Origin of the sequence: uncultured Methanobrevibacter sp. (genome assembly GCF_900314615.1) — an archaeon.
GTDB lineage: Archaea > Methanobacteriota > Methanobacteria > Methanobacteriales > Methanobacteriaceae > Methanocatella.
Window position 1 is genome coordinate 22,763 of record NZ_OMWA01000010.1, and the last position, 16,028, is coordinate 38,790.

Consider the following 16,028-nt stretch of genomic DNA (forward strand, 5'->3'; position numbering starts at 1 on the left):
TTTTAGATAATTATAATTATACTATTTTATAGGTGTTTGCAGATGCAAGGTGAGATGGAAGATAAGTGTGGAATCGTTGGAATTCACTGCAAGGATGAATCTAAAAATGTCGCTTCCTTTGTTTATTATTGTTTATATGCTTTACAACATAGGGGTCAGGAATCAGCTGGAATAGCTACTTTTAATCCGGATAAGGGTTTGAATTATTACTGCGGTATGGGTTTAATTACTGATGTGTTCAGGGATTATGAAATCCAGAATCTGCAGGGCAGTATGGCAATCGGTCATGTAAGATATTCAACTACAGGCCAGTCAAAACTGGAAAATTCACAGCCTTTTGTAACTGATTTTGATGACGGATTTATAGCTATGGCTCATAACGGAGATATCGTAAACTCCTCTGAACTAAGGGATGAACTGATAGGGGAAGGTTATGAATTTAAATCTGATACTGATTCTGAAGTAATCTGTTATATGCTTAAAAAGGAGCATTATGACAACAATAAAACTATTATAGACTCTATTGAAGCTGTTTGTAAAAAACTCGTAGGTTCATATGCATTGACTATTTTAGTAAACGGCGAACTTTATGGTGTAAGAGATCCTATGGGAATTAAACCTCTTGCGGTTGCACAAAGAGGGGATGAATACATTTTAGCTTCTGAAACAGTTGCTTTTGATGTTATCAACGCAAAATACATCAGAGATATTGTCCCTGGTGAAGTCGTTTATTTTGAAGATGATGAAATAAAATCCCACATGCTTGAAAGTGCCGGAAAATGCAAACTGTCTCACTGCATGTTTGAATATGTTTATTTTGCAAGGCCTGACAGTACAATTGATGGAATAAATGTATATCAGACCAGAATGCACATTGGTGAGCAGCTTCACAAATTATATCCTATTGATGCTGATTTTGTAATTCCTGTTCCTGATTCATCAATTCCTGCAGCTATCGGATATTCAAGAGCATCAGGAATTCCTTACGGTGAAGGATTAATCAAGAACAGATATGTTGGAAGAACATTTATCATGCCGACTCAGGAAGAACGTGAACTTGCAGTCAGGCTTAAATTGAATCCGATTAAAGAAGCCATCAAAGGCAAAAAGATTATTTTAATTGATGACAGTATTGTAAGAGGTACCACTTCAAAACAATTGCTTGATTTGGTAAAAGAAGCAGAACCTGAAGAAATCCACTTTTTGGTAGGTTGCCCTCCTGTTGTTTCTCCATGCTATTATGGTGTTGCTATGGCAACCAAAAAAGAACTGATTGCAGCAAATTACAGTGTGGATGAAATTCAAGATCAGCTTGATATTGATTCTTTAGGTTACATTACACTGCCTGCTTTGGTTGATGCAATTGGAATGCCTAAGGAAGATTTATGTTTAGGCTGTTTGAATGAGGAGTATCCTACAGAACTGCCTGATGATATTGAAGCGGAAACTTACTATAAACCTTAAAAGATTTTTATGGTAGAATTATTAGCTCCTGCTGGAAATTTCATATCTTTACGTGCGGTTCTTGAAAATGGAGCCGATGCAGTTTACTTTGGCCTTGATGACTATAACATGAGGGCCAATGCAAAAAACTTTTCTCTAAATGATTTAAAGGAAGTTTCCAAAGTATCTAAGGAATACGGAGCTAAAACCTATCTATGCACAAACATCATTTTAAATGAACGTCTGGCATCAGAGCTTGAAAAAAATCTCCAGTCCATCTCTGAATCTGAAATTGACGGACTGATATTATCTGACATAGGTCTTATAGAAGACACTGTTTCACACGGACTTGAAGCCCATATAAGCGTTCAGGAAAATGTAACTAATTCCTATACCTTAAAAACCCTTAAAAAACTTGGTGCCAAAAGGGCGATTCTTTCAAGGGAGCTGTCACTTGCCGAAATCACGGATATCACTCAAAAATCACCTATTGAAACTGAAATATTTGTTCACGGTGCAATATGCATGGCAATTTCTGGAAGATGCTTTTTGAGTTATGGGCTCTATGGGAGAAGTGCAAACTGCGGCGATTGCCTCCAGCCCTGCCGTAAAAACTGGACACTTACATATGAGGAAGGAGAAGACAATGTTGTAAACTTCTCTGATGTTGAAGATGAACGATTCATAATATCTGGCAGTGATGACGGAAGCTACAGAACAAATTTCTTCTCCCCGAAGGACATGTGCATGATAGAATACATCCCTGAATTAATGAAAAGCGGAGTTGCATCCTTTAAAATTGAAGGAAGGGCCAGAAGCCCTGATTATGGAGCAATGGTTACTGGAATATACAGGCAGGCTATGGATGACTACTTAAACGATCCTTTAAACTACAAAGTTAAGGATGAATGGATGGATGAGCTTACAAGTGTATTCAATCGTGGATTTGACACAAATTTCTATTTTTCAACACCATTCGAGACAAGCCATGACAACCAGTCAAAATATATAAAAAAAGACATGGGGCAGGTTGTTAACTATTACAGCAAGGTCAAGGCTGCTGAGCTGAGGATTTGGGATGATTTGAAACTCGGCGATAAAATTATCATCCAGGGAAAAACCACAGGTTCTATAACTCACACTATTGATTCCATGCAGATTGAAGGTGAAGCTGTTGAAAGTGCTGAAAAAGGTAAAAATGTTGCAATAGCTATTCCTCATAAAGTACGGCAAAATGATTTTGTTTATAAGCTCATTGAAAGAAAGCAGTAATTATAAATTTATTTCTTTTTTTAAAATAATGTACATGTTTGTACATATATATTAAATTATGTTTACATTTTTTTGATTATTTTTTAAAATTTTCATTTATTTGGAAAAATTTAAATAGCATTCATTAAAGATAATTAATTAGTAATGAGTGGTGATTTTTATATTTAAAAACTCTGATGTCGTATATGATTATGGAAAATTTACTCTTGATAAATTTGAATTTGAAAACGGAATCGTAATTGAAAATCCTGAAGTGGAATTCAGGACAAAGGGCGTTCCAAAGTATGATGAATCCGGCAATATCACAAATGCGATTCTTATATGTCATAAATATGATGGGAACTGCTCTTCAATAGATGAACTGTATTCAATAACCTGTGAAGGGGCAGCTTTTGATTATAATAAATATTTTTTAATATCAATATCATCTTTAGGAACTCCTGACTCCTGCAGTCCTTCTACTACCGGATTGAGATACAAATTCCCGGAATATACATTTAGTGATAAGGTTAATTTCAAAAAAAAGTTTTTAAAGGAAAAATTCAATATTGAAAAAGTTTTAGGTTTAATAGGAACCGGTATGGGCGGTTATGAAGTCTATACATGGGCATGTGAATATCCTGATTTCATGGACTTTATTGTAATAGTAAACAGCTCATTTAAAACTAACGGTTATAGATATGCCGTATCTAAAGCAATTGAAAGTATTATAGAGTCCAGTGATGATTTTTACTCAGATATTTATAATGATTCTTTATCCAGAATGATGCTTTCAATTAACAAGATTTTGTATACAAACTACCCTTCCAGAAAGAATTTCCAAAAAATGACTAATGATGAAATTGATATTCTGATGGAAGATCATGCAGAGGATCAGCTGTTTGTCGACATTTATGACTTTAAGCTGCAGAATTATGCTATAATGAATTTTAATCTGGAAAATAAAATATCCAATATCAAAGCAAAGACACTAGTCATAATTCCTGTTGATGAGATGTATTTTTCCAAGGAATATGACATATTGCCTTTGGGGGATTTAATTGAAAACTGCGAAATCATACCTCTGGAGTTAAATTTCAATCATTTTGAATTTGATGTCGACTACAGCGAACTGAATAAAATCTTTAATGATTTTTTAGAAGAATTTGACTAACTACTCTTTTTTTATATTTTTTGTGTGTTTGCCTCCGGATGCCAGGCTTGAATTTCTAAAAATATAATATTGATGTTGACTAATCTATTTACAGTAACATCTAATTTAACAATTAAAATTATGAGAGAATTTTATGATTAAAAAAATTGCTATTTATGGAAAGGGCGGAATCGGAAAAAGTACTACTGTGGCAAATTTATCTGCAATATGGGGCAGTGATGATTTAAACTGCCTTGTTATAGGATGCGACCCGAAAGCGGACACTACACGTACATTATATGGCTCAAGAATCCCTACTGTTGTCAGCACAATAAAAAACAATAAAGATTATCAAAGGGATGACCTTGTTTTCAGAGGATTCAAGGACATATTATGCGTTGAAAGCGGAGGTCCTGAACCTGGTGTGGGATGTGCAGGACGTGGCGTTATTGTAGCTATGAAAAGACTTGAAAAATTGGGAATCTTTGATGAGGACTTGGATGTAGTCGTATATGATGTGCTTGGTGATGTGGTCTGCGGCGGTTTTTCAGTGCCTCTTCGTGAAAAATACGCTGATGAGGTTTTGATTGTAACTTCAGGTGAATACATGTCACTTTATGCTGCAAACAATATTGTTCGTGGTGTTAAAAAGCTTAAAGGAAATCTGAGCGGTATTGTATGCAACTGCAGAAATGTTGATAACGAAGAGCAGATTGTTAATGACTTTGCAAAAAAGATAGGAACACATATAGTTGGTACAATTCATAGAAGTAATTTGATTCAGGATGCTGAATTAGATGCAAAAACTGTTGTAGAAAAATACCCTGAAAGTGATGAAGCACAAGAATACCGTAACCTTGCTTCAAGCATTATGGCTAATGAAAACATATCAACTCCCGAACCTATGAGTGATGAGGAATTCGAGGAATTTTTCAAATCATATCTTTAGTATGTACTATTCAACAAATTACATCTCACCGATTGGCGAGATGATGATTGCAAGTGACGGCGAGGCCATTTGCGGGGTCTGGTTTTACGGTCAGAAACACTTCAAATCATCCCTCAGTGGTGAAATTATAGAAGACAGTGATTTAGCAGTTTTTAGTGATGTTTTCAATTTTTTTGATGATTATTTTCAAGGTTTAAACCCTGAAATTACGTTTCCCCTCCGACCTCACGGCAGTGAATTTAGAAAGAAAGTCTGGAAGATTCTAACACAGATTCCATATGGCGAAACATTGACATATGGTGAGATTGCATCGATGATTTCGCCAACAATGTCCGCCCAGGCTGTCGGCGGTGCAGTCGGACACAATCCTATAGCTGTTCTCATTCCCTGCCACAGGGTTTTAGGTGCGAATCAAAAACTTACAGGTTATGCTGCAGGAATTGACAAAAAGATTGAACTTCTAAAAGTTGAAAATATACATTTTTTATGATTTCATTCAAAATCAAAATAGTTATTTATAGCGTTGTTTAAAATTATAATCATGAGTGAAATAAAATTTACAAATTATATACTATTTTTAATTTCTGCATTAATAATAGGATATCTGTTTTTCGCTTCAGGTGATGTGGCCCGATTTTTTGGCTGGCCTGATTACTATGATATAATCATGAAAATAGGTATAATAATTATCCTTTGTCTGTATGCAGTCAAACGTGGAGACTTGCGCTCACTTTTTAATGTTCACTTTCAATGGCATTATTTGCTTTTGATAATTATACCTGTAATATTTTCTATTGTCTTGCAGAATTGTCCTTTAGACTTTGAACCTTATCCTAGTTTTATACTGACTACAGTACTGGGCACTCTAACAACTGCAATCTGGGAAGAGCTGTTCTTTAGATATGTCGGCTGTTCCCTATTTGAAGAAAACGGCAAATTCAGATGGTACAATATAATATTTTTAGCCTTGGCATTCTCAATAGGCCATCTGTTCAACGGATTTGTCGACGGATGGTATGCAACTTCCTGCCAGATTGTGTTCACAGTAGGTTTGGGAGTATTTACTCTCGGATTATACATTCACTCAAAATCAATCATCGCACCGATTATTGCACATTTCTGTATCAACAGTGTTGCAGACTACTTTAACCTCTATGCAACTTCAGATGCAAGAGCAATGGCATATATCGGAAATTTGGCAGATCCTGTTCTGATTTTGGATGCAATAGTGCTTGTTATAATAGGATTTTATATTCTTAAAAAGAATAAACATATTATTTAATAATTGGTGATAAAATGTCAGAAAACGCACAAAGAATTGATGAGTTCATGAACGAAGCACAGGTATTTTTCCTGGCAACAGTAGACGGGGACAAACCTAAAAACAGACCTTTAGGTTTTCACCTGCTTAAAGACGGAAAACTCTATTTCGGTATAGGAAATCACAAGGATGTCTACAAACAGATGGAGAAAAATCCTTATGTTGAAATAGTTGCTCTTGTTGAAACAGATTTCCTAAGATATTACGGAAAAGCAGTATTTGAAGAGGACTACACTCTTGCAGATGCAATTGTTGCTGAAAATGAATTCCTTCAAAGTATCTACAATGATGAAACCGGTTTCAAGTTAGCTATTTTCCATCTTGAAGAAGCAACTGCTGAAATTAGAGATGTAACCGGTAAAATAAACGAATCTTATAATTTTTAGATATTTTTTAAAAAATATCTCTTTTTATTTTTTTAGAATAGTTATTATACTTTAAAATTCAAACAATAATTTATGAATTATAGTGACTATGCAGTTAAGTTATTTGACAGTGGGTATGTGTGTTCACAGGCTGTTTTTGCAACATTTTCAAAAGATTTGGGTCTTGATGAAGAGTATGCACTTAAAATAGGGGCCTGTTTTGGAAGTGGTATGCGTAAAGGTGAAGTATGTGGAGCATGTACCGGTGCATTAATGGCTTTGGGATTGAAGTTTGGTGATGACAAGCAAAAAAGCAATGATGCCTGTGTAAGATTTCTGGACGAATTTGCAGCAGAAAACGGATCATATATCTGCAATGATTTGCTCAACTGCGACATTACCACTCCTGAAGGAGTCAATTATGCTGTTGAAAATAATCTGTTTAAGGAATTCTGTCCAAAAATGGTGGATTCTGCAACAAAAATTGCTGAAAAGATTCTTTTTGAGGAATGATGCTTAAATCGCACATTTTTCATTTTTTTTTTTAACTATTGAATAATTTTTAACCGTCCTTTATATAAATGATATTTTTTCAGATAAATATGGGTCTATTTTAAAATTTAGAATACTTATTTAAATATTATACAATATATAATTTATATTACGCAAGGAGGTTTTTTCAATGAATCTTAAAAAAATGATGTTAATATTTTTCATTTTTTTGGCTCTGGCATTATGCATTGGTTCAGTTTCAGCTGAAAATTCAACCGTTGCCGGTGAACAAGACCAGATTCAGGAAAATGAAGTACATGGTGGAGTGACGCAAAACACAAATCAAAACGATACCAAGCCTGTTGCGGACACTCAGCCTGCTGTAGTAAAAAAACCAACTAGAAAAATAGATACTGATGCAGATGCAGATGATGTAGTTGTCGAATACAAGAAAAACAATTATTTGAAAGTAAAAGTAAAAAATGATGATACAGACAGACCAATTAAAAACCTCAAACTTAAAGTAAAGGTATTTACAAACTCTAAAAGTAAAACATACACTATTAAAACAGATTCTAAAGGAATCGCAAAGTTCAACACCAAGAATTTAAAACTGGGAGATCATAAAGTTGTCATTACTTCAGTTGATGACAAATACAAGGTTTATCAAAAAGCGAACATCTTCGTCGGCAAAAAATACACTGCAACCCTAAAACCTAATTCCAAATTGAAATTAAAAAACAAGGATGTTATAAGGGTTTACACAAGATATGATGAAGATGATAAGGAAATAAGGGTATCCTTTAAAGGTGTTGCCAAAAAATCCAATATTCTCAAAGCGGAATTCTACTTCAAAAACAAATACACTGGTAAAATAATCAAAAAAGTAGAATGCTCTGATTTTGATAATGGAAGATGGCAGTATCCTGATGAAGAATATTCATACAGATTCACACCTGTTAAAGTAAAAATCACATATGTGACAGTTTAAATAAGAAAATTAATTTTTTCTTATTTTTCTTTTTTTAGATTATTATGACAGATACTAAACAGAATAATTACACTGAATTTATTAAAAACAACAAAATCGTAAAATCGACTGTAAACGGATTATACCGCTTTTTAGTATTGTGGATTATAAAATACAATGATGAAATTCATGGCTACGGAATCATGAAGGAGCTGGACAAGTTTTTTGAACATCTGATTGATGAAGGGGTTATGAAAAAATCAAATCCAAGTAAAATCTATCCTATTTTAAAGCAGATGGAAGACGATGAACTGGTCACATTCAAATTAATAACTCTCAATGATAAATCCATCAAATTATATCAGATTACTGAAAAAGGCGAATTCTTTTTAAGCTATATTTTTAACAGGTTCATTCTCCATGAGAAAAACCCTCAGTGGAAGATTATTTATGATGATTTGATGGGCTGACAAAAATATTTTTTAACCTTTAAAAACTAACTTTAACTAATGAACACTCGAGTGGATGACGACAGGATATTTACAAAACCCTTCTTTCTTGTTTTTGGAGCTCTGCTGTGCACGGCTCTCGTAATGTATGTACTGATGTCTACAGTCACTGAATATGCAACATCAATGGGTTCAACAGCTACAATTGCAGGTCTGGTTTCCGGAATATACATTTTTGGAGGATTATGTTCTAGAATATACTCAGGAAACGCTCTGGAGCAGGTCGGATGGAAAAAAACTGCCCTGATATTTATGGGAATTCACTTTCTCTCATGCCTTTTGTATTTCATTGTCAGTGATGTAACTTTGCTTTTGATTGTCAGATTCATTCATGGAATCGGTTTTGGAGCATCAGCAAATGCTATAGTTACCATTGCTTCTGATGTACTTCCAAAAAAGCATTTTGGTGAAGCATTCGGATATTTCATGATGGGGACCACTTTGGCAGTTGGACTCGGGCCCTTTATCGGAGGATTTCTATATGATACTGGGGGATCTCAGGGATGCTTTTTAATTGCTGCGATTTTTTCAGCAATTGCTTTAATATGCATCTATTTTGTTGATGTTTCAGCACATGATCCTGCAAATGGCCCTAAAGTCAAAAATAAAAATGAATATTCAGGAATTGAAAAGGTATTTGAAATAGGTGCAATTCCGGTTTCACTTTTCACAGCACTTACAAGCCTTGGATATGTTTCAATCCTGTCATTTTACAGGCTGTATGCGGTTGAAGTAAACCTGACTTCAGTTTTTTCATGGTTTTTTATAATTTATTCAGTAGTTTTAATATTGTCAAGACCTATTGCAGGCAAGATTCAGGATAATGGCGGAGATATGATAATCTGTGTCGTTGGAATAATCGCACAGGCTGCAGGGCTCTTTTTGATTGCGGTTTACCCGTCAGCATTAGCGGTTATAGTTTGTGCAGTATGTGCCGCTTTGGGTTTTGGAACTCTCAATTCAGCATGCACTGCCATAGTTACAAGAAATGTCTCCCAAAACCGCAGGTCATATGCCGTTTCGACTTTTTTTATATTCTGTGATGCTACAATGGGTTTTGGACCGGCACTTTTAGGAATTTTTGCTGCCAACGGGTATGCGCCGGTGTATTTAATTTCTTCGATAATAACCATATTGGCCCTTCCGATTTGTTTATTTGCCTTAAAAAATAGTTTTAAAAAATAATTATACGTTTTCCAGTTATTTAATTTAATTTTATATTTTCTCGTATGAAATATTTTACATTGTTCATTTAACTTTTTTGAATATTTTTAAAAATTTCAACGGTTTATATTTTTATATATTCAGTTTTATATCTTTTTTTTAAATAATAGGTATGTTTAAATAATATTTGTAATATATATTATAATGTAACATATTTTTTTTTTAAAAAATATTGTTATATATACAAGGTGAAAAACATGAAAAAATATTTAATATTAGCTGCGGTCTTACTTGCAGTAGTCGGTTTGACTTTAGGTGCAGTAAGCGCAGAAGAATGGAGTTTTAATTTTGGTTCTTCAAGTTCATCCAATTCTGACGGTGGACAATATGAGTTTACCAATGGGGCTTTAAAATTACAGGATTTAACTTTTAAAATACCTGATGGATACAAAGAAAACGAATCTGCTAAAAAATTAGCTGAACCAGCTGTAGATCTTGAAAATGCTAAATATTCATTAGCTGCATTTGATAAAGATGGAAAACAAATTGTTGTAAAAGTTTTCTTCTCTGATGATGATAAATTCACATCTCTCAGCGGTACCAATGAAGGTGACGTTAACAAAACCGTTGCTGGTATTGATGGTGTATATAACAACCAAGCATTCTCTGATGGTTCTGTTGAATTCAAATTCCTTAAAGATGGAAAATTAGCGGATGTCATTGCACCGGATGATGCAACTTTAGAATCAATAATTAAATAAATAAATTATTAGTGTTCATAATTTTCATTATGACTCTAATCAACTTTTTTTTTTAAAATCAGTATGTTTTGTAGGAAACTGTTGCCTTATATGGGGTGTATCCGCTTATCAGATTTGTTCTGATGTGGCTGCCGCTTCCCTTGACTGTTTTTGTCTTGATTTTTTTGGAATCTTTATTGTTTTTGAAGTAAAATTTTACTTTAACAAGCTTTGTGTGGTGTGGAATCATATCTCCGTTGATGCCGCTTCCGATATACCATGAAGTAACTCCTGTTCCCTTATCGAATTGGGAATTTCCGGTGTATGTAACATATCCTGCTATTGCATCTCCATTTTTGAGTTTGGTAGCTTTCGGTCCCCATGATACTCCTGACGGAAAGTTGTTGATTTTAACGGTTACGGTTTTCACATTGCTGTTTGAAACTTTTTTTGCGATATTAATTGTCTTTAAAACATTGCTGTCGGAGGAATCCTGTGCATATACTCCGCCGACAATAGCTAAAGTGCCGATCAATATCAAAAGAATAATTATATTTCTCTTTTCAAAAATCATATAATCACCATTAATATAAATATTGTTTTTGGAGGTCTTTAAATTTTGCTTTTATATAACTTTTTTTCATATTTGGACTTATTTTTTAAAAATTTATTATAAAATATATTATTTTGGTGATTTTATTTTATTTTTATAATATTTTTGTTTATATTATAAATATTAGATTGAATATTTTAATAGGGGTTATATTTTTTTTTAAATTATTAGATAAATATATTAATCATTTTTTTTAAAACTAATTTACAAGTTGAGTATTATGAATAAAAAAATAAAGATTGTAATTGTTATTGTCATAGCATTGATTTTAGCTTATGGAATTTATTATTTCACTGAGTATCATCATGCTGAAAAAACTGCAACGGATTTATTAAACGGTACGGATAATGTTTCTGTTGAAAAGATAGATAAAGGATTGTCAGTGGACGGGCCTGGAAACGATACTGCACTGATTTTCTATCCTGGTGCAAAAAATGAATACATTGCCTATTTGCCTTTATTTGTGGAACTGGCGGAGAAAGGTGTGGACTGTTATCTGATTCAGATGCCGTTGAATTTTGCAGTTTTCGGTCAGGACAGTGCAGATTCAGTCATTAATTCAACAAATTACACTCACTATCTTCTGGCAGGCCATTCTCTTGGAGGAGTTTCAGCATCAGCTTATGCAACTCATTCCAATAATACTGATGGTGTTGTATTGCTGGCAGCATATCCTACAGAGGAAATCAACAAGCCTGTTCTGTCAATTTACGGATCTGATGATGGTATTTTAAATATGGAATCATACAAAAAGGCTTTGCCTTTGATGAGCAACATGACAGAGTATGTAATTCAGGGCGGAAATCATGCTCAGTTTGCTTATTACGGAGTTCAGGAAGGAGATAATCCTGCCAAGATTTCCCACCAGGACCAGCAGACTCAGACTGTAGATAAGATTTTAGAGTTCATTAATAATATCACAATGTCTTAATTATCAAAGCAATGATAATTAATTCATATACTTTTTTTAATTTCTTTTAGAATAATTAATTGATTTTTACTTTAACGCCCATCTTTTCGTTTTTAAATGTTATTTTCAATCGGCGATATATATCAAAGCCATTTCAAAATCATTTTCTATTTTGAGATTTTTATTGTTAAAGTAAATTGATATATTTTGAATTACAGAAATAAAATCATGAAAAAACTTGCAATTTTTGATTTTGATGGAACACTCTTTGATTCCATATGGGATGTAATATCCTGTTTTAACAGGGCATTGACCATTTACGGTTTTCCCACATTAACACGTGAGGAATATATCCCATGTTTGGGCGGAGACATAGATGATATTACATCCAGGGTTTTAGGTGAAAACAACACTCCTGAAAACCTCGAGAAAGTTAAAAAAACATATCTTGATTTTTACAATCCCTCCAAAAAGGAATTGACAGTTCCATTTGACAATGCTTTGGAGATACTTGAAAAATTACAGGAAAACGGAATTCTTCTGGCCATAAATTCGAACAGGCTTAACTATTCATTAAATGAATTTGTAGAAAAATATTTCTCAGATATTGATTTTGTTTTAATTGAAGGTCAGGATTCTTCAAATCCGTCAAAACCGGATCCTTACGGCGTAAATCGGATAATCAAAAAAGTCGGCATCAATAAGGATGATGCATTATATATCGGTGATTCCACAACCGATATAAAAACAGCTCAAAATGCGGGAATCGATTGCATTGTCGTAAAATGGGGTTATGGAAATCAAAATGACTTTGAAAATGAGAATATTTTGGGATGCATCGATGAGATGTCCCAAATTTTAGACTATTTCGGATTAAGTGAATAGTTATAATTCACTTTCCGGCTAACGCTTCTTAATCATGCAGTTCCTCTTTGGGGTCATGGGGATGTTTTAATCTAATATTGTTGATTTGTGCAACATTATATCATTAACTATTTTTAATCTTAACGTTAAACAATTAATTATGTTATTCGTACAGTATCCAAAATGTTCAACATGCAGAAAAGCAAAAAACTGGCTGGATGAACACAATATAGAATATGAATCAAGACACATAATTGAAGACAATCCGACTGCAGAAGAGATTGAAAAATGGTGGAGGGCATCTGATTTACCTTTAAAAAGATTTTTCAATACAAGCGGAATGAAATACCGTGAGCTGAAACTTAAGGACAAGCTTCCTGACATGTCTGAAAAAGAACAGTTTGAACTGCTTGCAACCGATGGAATGCTTGTCAAAAGACCTATTGTTGTGGCTGATGACTGTATTCTTGTCGGATTCAAGGTCAAGGAATGGGAAGAGAAACTGTTATAGTTTCGCTTTTAACATAAATTTTTTTAAACAAAATTATAAAATATTAATATATAATTGATTTTGTGATATTATGAAAAGAAAAGATGTTGTACTGTTCATGATTGTTGGAACCGGAATAAATTCAGGTTCTGAAGTTGATGGAGTAAAACTGCTTGCACAAAAACTCTACTCCACAATAACTAAGATTTATCCGAATAAGGTATTGTTTTTCGCATCTGAAGAGTCCAAAAATACCATTCCATACATTGAAGATCTGTTCAGGAATGACAATGATGAGTTTATCCCTGATGAAGATTATGAAATTGTTCCTATTGAATCCATTGATGATTTCAATGCATGTTTTGAAGCATTTGAATCTAAAATCTGGCAGCTGGATAATGATGTAACCAAGGAATATCAAATAATTATGGACTATACCTCCGGAACCAAGACAATGTCAGCGGCAATGGCCTGCTGCGGAATGTTTTACAAAAAAGATCTGATTTCTGTTGGAGGAGACAGGTCAAGAGGCGAAGTGTCCAGCGGAACAGAAATAATAAACTATCAGAATCTCTACAAGATTTATGACAGGCTTTCAATAATGAGAATAAGGCGTTATTTCAATTCCCATAACTTCATGGAATGCATTAATCTTTTGGAAAATATTGTTGATTTCAGTTTCCACAAGGAATCATTCCTCAATATCTGCAAATCATATTACAGATGGGACAATATGGACTTTGAAAACGCATATGCATATCTTAAAAAAGCGGACATTACCAATGTGGAATTTATAGAAATCAGAGAAAAGCTTAAAAAGAATATCAATGCGCTGGGAATCATGGTCAATTCCAAATCTGAAAACCTGAAAAACTGCTACATTCTTGCAAGTCTGATAAACAATTCCATGAGAAAAGCGGATGAATACAAATATGACGATGCAATAGCACGTTTATACAGGTCATTTGAACTGATTGCACAGATAAGGCTGGCCAAATTCAATATCAAAAGCTCAGACGTTGACGTTTCTGTGCTTGAAAATAAGAATGTCTCACCTGAGTTTATAGAATTTCTTGAAAAGAACATGGAAGACGGAAAAATCCGTATAGGTTTAAGTGCTGATTTTCTGCTTTTAAATGAACTTGGAGACAAACTGGGCAAGTACTATGTTCAAAATGAATCCAAAATAAAAAACCTGACCAAAAAGAGAAACAATTCCATTCTGGCCCATGGTCTTGAATCACAGTCAAAAGAAGACTTTGAACAGTTTTTGGAAGTTGTTACAACTTTGGCACGTAAACTGGATAAGGATATGGACAGATTCATGAATGAAACCAAATTCGCCAAGTTCGATTTGAGATTTGAAATTTAAACTCATGAGCATTTTTCCTTGTGGGTTTAAAAATACTATTTTTTTCATTTTTTAAGGATTAACTTTAAAAAACAAGACAATCATAGTTATAATTGTATAAAATATTTTAGGGGACAAAATATTGTTAGATATAAAATTATTCAGAGAAAATCCGGAAATAATCATAGACTCTGAAAAGAAAAGATTTAGAGATACTGAAAACGTAGAAAAGGTAATTGAATACGACACCTTATGGAGAGAAGGTGAAAGAAAACTCAACTCTTTAAGATCAGAAAAAAATAAATTATCCAAATCATTCAAAAAAGCTAAAGAAGAAGGCAATTTTGAAGAAGTAGTCAAAAGATCCAAAGAAGTTGCCGCAGAAATCAAGGATTTGACTGCAAAAAACGCTGATTACTTAAAACTCAGAGACGACTACAGATATAAAGTCGGAAACATCATTGACGATGATGTTCCTATTTCAGACACTGAAGACGATAACGTAGTGGTAAGAACCTACGGTGAAATTCCAGAATACGATTTTGAGCTTTTAAACCATGTGGATTTAATCAACAAGATTGACGGAGCTGATCTGGAAACCGCAGCAAGCATCGCAGGAGCACGTTTCTACTATCTTAAAAGAGATATCCTGCATTTAAACCTGGCATTGATTCAGTTTGCTTTATCTGAACTTGAAGGTGAAGGATATATTCCTATGCAGACACCGTTCTTTGTAAAAGGTGAAGTTGCAGCTGAAACATCAGAACTTGGTGAGTTTGAAGAAACATTGTACAAAGTTGAAAATGAGGATATGTATCTTATTGCAACTGCTGAACAGACCCTGGCGGCTCTTCACAGAAACGAAATCATTTCACCTGATGAACTGCCTTTAAGATACTGTGCACTGTCAACCTGCTTTAGAAAAGAAGCAGGATCACATGGAAAAGACACATTAGGAATTTTCAGGGTTCACCAGTTCGAAAAAATCGAACAGTTCATATACTCTGCACCTGAAGACTCAAGAAACCAGCATGACCATCTTATGGAAGTTACTGAAAGAATCTATCAGAAATTAGGTCTTCCATATCAGATAATAGCTATCGTATCATCAGCATTAAACGATAATGCAGCTATAAAATACGATTTGGAAGCATGGTTCCCAGGTTCCGGTGCATTCAGGGAACTCGTTTCATGTACCAACTGTAAAGACTACCAGGCACGTAAAACAAAAACACGTGTTGGAAGAGCAGGTTCCGGAGATGCGCAAACATTGCATACTCTTAACAGTACAGCTATTGCAACAGAAAGGACAATGTGCTGTATTCTGGAAAACTATCAGCAGCCTGACGGCAGTGTTAAAGTTCCTGAAGTGTTAGTCCCTTACATGAACGGAAAAACTGTCATTGAAGCTAAAAAAGAATAAATTTAAACGGGGATGTAATA

The 16,028-nt window shown here is 34.0% G+C and carries 18 protein-coding genes; 17 read left to right on the plus strand and 1 reads right to left on the minus strand.

What is annotated here, in order from left to right; all coding sequences use genetic code 11:
• The first annotated feature begins 54 nt into the window (after positions 1–54).
• The 12 genes from purF to QZN33_RS04405 all read left to right on the plus strand — a co-directional run bounded on the left by purF (position 55) and on the right by QZN33_RS04405 (position 10,378).
• On the plus strand, positions 55–1,464 hold the full coding sequence (purF, locus tag QZN33_RS04350) for an amidophosphoribosyltransferase (RefSeq protein WP_394347044.1): 1,410 nt from the start codon (positions 55–57) through the stop codon (positions 1,462–1,464).
• A gap of 9 nt (positions 1,465–1,473) precedes the next feature.
• Entirely contained in the window at positions 1,474–2,715 is a 1,242-nt protein-coding gene (locus tag QZN33_RS04355) for a U32 family peptidase (RefSeq protein WP_296789729.1), read from the plus strand.
• Positions 2,716–2,863: 148 nt separating this feature from the next.
• Positions 2,864–3,868: an alpha/beta fold hydrolase gene (locus tag QZN33_RS04360; RefSeq protein ID WP_296789730.1), complete on the plus strand. Its 1,005-nt coding sequence runs from the start codon at positions 2,864–2,866 to the stop codon at positions 3,866–3,868.
• A gap of 133 nt (positions 3,869–4,001) precedes the next feature.
• Positions 4,002–4,796 (plus strand): Ni-sirohydrochlorin a,c-diamide reductive cyclase ATP-dependent reductase subunit, encoded by a 795-nt coding sequence (gene cfbC / locus QZN33_RS04365; RefSeq protein ID WP_296789731.1) that lies wholly within the window; start codon positions 4,002–4,004, stop codon positions 4,794–4,796.
• A 1-nt stretch (position 4,797) separates the two neighbouring features.
• On the plus strand, positions 4,798–5,286 hold the full coding sequence (locus QZN33_RS04370) for a methylated-DNA--[protein]-cysteine S-methyltransferase (protein ID WP_296789732.1): 489 nt from the start codon (positions 4,798–4,800) through the stop codon (positions 5,284–5,286).
• A 51-nt stretch (positions 5,287–5,337) separates the two neighbouring features.
• Positions 5,338–6,078, plus strand: coding sequence for a CPBP family intramembrane glutamic endopeptidase (locus tag QZN33_RS04375; protein WP_296789733.1), 741 nt, complete (start codon positions 5,338–5,340; stop codon positions 6,076–6,078).
• Between the two features lie 14 nt (positions 6,079–6,092).
• Complete coding sequence (locus tag QZN33_RS04380; RefSeq protein ID WP_296789734.1) at positions 6,093–6,503, plus strand: pyridoxamine 5'-phosphate oxidase family protein; 411 nt, start codon at positions 6,093–6,095, stop codon at positions 6,501–6,503.
• Positions 6,504–6,575: 72 nt separating this feature from the next.
• Positions 6,576–6,995, plus strand: a complete 420-nt coding sequence (locus tag QZN33_RS04385) for a C-GCAxxG-C-C family protein (protein WP_296789735.1) — start codon at positions 6,576–6,578, stop codon at positions 6,993–6,995.
• A gap of 169 nt (positions 6,996–7,164) precedes the next feature.
• On the plus strand, positions 7,165–7,965 hold the full coding sequence (locus tag QZN33_RS04390; protein ID WP_296789736.1) for a hypothetical protein: 801 nt from the start codon (positions 7,165–7,167) through the stop codon (positions 7,963–7,965).
• Between the two features lie 44 nt (positions 7,966–8,009).
• Positions 8,010–8,414, plus strand: coding sequence for a PadR family transcriptional regulator (locus QZN33_RS04395; protein WP_296789737.1), 405 nt, complete (start codon positions 8,010–8,012; stop codon positions 8,412–8,414).
• Positions 8,415–8,453: 39 nt separating this feature from the next.
• The gene (locus QZN33_RS04400) at positions 8,454–9,638 is read left to right on the plus strand and encodes an MFS transporter (RefSeq protein ID WP_296789738.1); all 1,185 of its coding nucleotides are present in this window, start codon (positions 8,454–8,456) and stop codon (positions 9,636–9,638) included.
• Positions 9,639–9,874: 236 nt separating this feature from the next.
• Positions 9,875–10,378 carry a hypothetical protein gene (locus tag QZN33_RS04405; RefSeq protein ID WP_296789739.1) on the plus strand — a complete coding sequence of 168 codons (504 nt, stop codon included), beginning with the start codon at positions 9,875–9,877 and terminating at the stop codon, positions 10,376–10,378.
• Positions 10,379–10,436: 58 nt separating this feature from the next.
• On the opposite strand, the gene QZN33_RS04410 is transcribed toward QZN33_RS04405, so the two are convergent.
• On the minus strand, positions 10,437–10,931 hold the full coding sequence (locus QZN33_RS04410) for a hypothetical protein (protein WP_296789740.1): 495 nt from the start codon (positions 10,929–10,931) through the stop codon (positions 10,437–10,439).
• A gap of 259 nt (positions 10,932–11,190) precedes the next feature.
• Between QZN33_RS04410 and QZN33_RS04415 the strand changes: the two genes are divergently transcribed.
• From QZN33_RS04415 to serS, 5 genes are all read left to right on the plus strand, one after another.
• Positions 11,191–11,901 (plus strand): alpha/beta hydrolase, encoded by a 711-nt coding sequence (locus QZN33_RS04415; RefSeq protein ID WP_296789741.1) that lies wholly within the window; start codon positions 11,191–11,193, stop codon positions 11,899–11,901.
• Between the two features lie 207 nt (positions 11,902–12,108).
• The gene (locus QZN33_RS04420; protein ID WP_296789742.1) at positions 12,109–12,765 is read left to right on the plus strand and encodes an HAD family hydrolase; all 657 of its coding nucleotides are present in this window, start codon (positions 12,109–12,111) and stop codon (positions 12,763–12,765) included.
• 139 nt (positions 12,766–12,904) lie between these two features.
• Positions 12,905–13,255 (plus strand): arsenate reductase family protein, encoded by a 351-nt coding sequence (locus tag QZN33_RS04425; RefSeq protein ID WP_296789743.1) that lies wholly within the window; start codon positions 12,905–12,907, stop codon positions 13,253–13,255.
• Between the two features lie 70 nt (positions 13,256–13,325).
• The gene (locus QZN33_RS04430) at positions 13,326–14,606 is read left to right on the plus strand and encodes a TIGR02710 family CRISPR-associated CARF protein (protein ID WP_296789744.1); all 1,281 of its coding nucleotides are present in this window, start codon (positions 13,326–13,328) and stop codon (positions 14,604–14,606) included.
• 121 nt (positions 14,607–14,727) lie between these two features.
• Entirely contained in the window at positions 14,728–16,008 is a 1,281-nt protein-coding gene (gene serS, locus QZN33_RS04435) for a serine--tRNA ligase (RefSeq protein ID WP_296789745.1), read from the plus strand.
• The last annotated feature ends 20 nt before the right edge of the window (positions 16,009–16,028 follow it).

Coding starts and splice junctions, on each gene's coding strand:
- QZN33_RS04430 (WP_296789744.1), top strand. CDS start 13,326: ATGAAAAGAAAAGATGTTGTACTGTTCATGATTGTTGGAACCGGAATA.
- QZN33_RS04405 (WP_296789739.1), top strand. CDS start 9,875: ATGAAAAAATATTTAATATTAGCTGCGGTCTTACTTGCAGTAGTCGGT.
- cfbC (WP_296789731.1), top strand. CDS start 4,002: ATGATTAAAAAAATTGCTATTTATGGAAAGGGCGGAATCGGAAAAAGT.
- QZN33_RS04355 (WP_296789729.1), top strand. CDS start 1,474: ATGGTAGAATTATTAGCTCCTGCTGGAAATTTCATATCTTTACGTGCG.
- QZN33_RS04395 (WP_296789737.1), top strand. CDS start 8,010: ATGACAGATACTAAACAGAATAATTACACTGAATTTATTAAAAACAAC.
- QZN33_RS04385 (WP_296789735.1), top strand. CDS start 6,576: ATGAATTATAGTGACTATGCAGTTAAGTTATTTGACAGTGGGTATGTG.
- QZN33_RS04410 (WP_296789740.1), bottom strand. CDS start 10,931: ATGATTTTTGAAAAGAGAAATATAATTATTCTTTTGATATTGATCGGC.
- purF (WP_394347044.1), top strand. CDS start 55: ATGGAAGATAAGTGTGGAATCGTTGGAATTCACTGCAAGGATGAATCT.
- QZN33_RS04370 (WP_296789732.1), top strand. CDS start 4,798: ATGTACTATTCAACAAATTACATCTCACCGATTGGCGAGATGATGATT.
- QZN33_RS04415 (WP_296789741.1), top strand. CDS start 11,191: ATGAATAAAAAAATAAAGATTGTAATTGTTATTGTCATAGCATTGATT.
- QZN33_RS04390 (WP_296789736.1), top strand. CDS start 7,165: ATGAATCTTAAAAAAATGATGTTAATATTTTTCATTTTTTTGGCTCTG.
- QZN33_RS04375 (WP_296789733.1), top strand. CDS start 5,338: ATGAGTGAAATAAAATTTACAAATTATATACTATTTTTAATTTCTGCA.
- QZN33_RS04420 (WP_296789742.1), top strand. CDS start 12,109: ATGAAAAAACTTGCAATTTTTGATTTTGATGGAACACTCTTTGATTCC.
- QZN33_RS04400 (WP_296789738.1), top strand. CDS start 8,454: ATGAACACTCGAGTGGATGACGACAGGATATTTACAAAACCCTTCTTT.
- QZN33_RS04380 (WP_296789734.1), top strand. CDS start 6,093: ATGTCAGAAAACGCACAAAGAATTGATGAGTTCATGAACGAAGCACAG.
- QZN33_RS04425 (WP_296789743.1), top strand. CDS start 12,905: ATGTTATTCGTACAGTATCCAAAATGTTCAACATGCAGAAAAGCAAAA.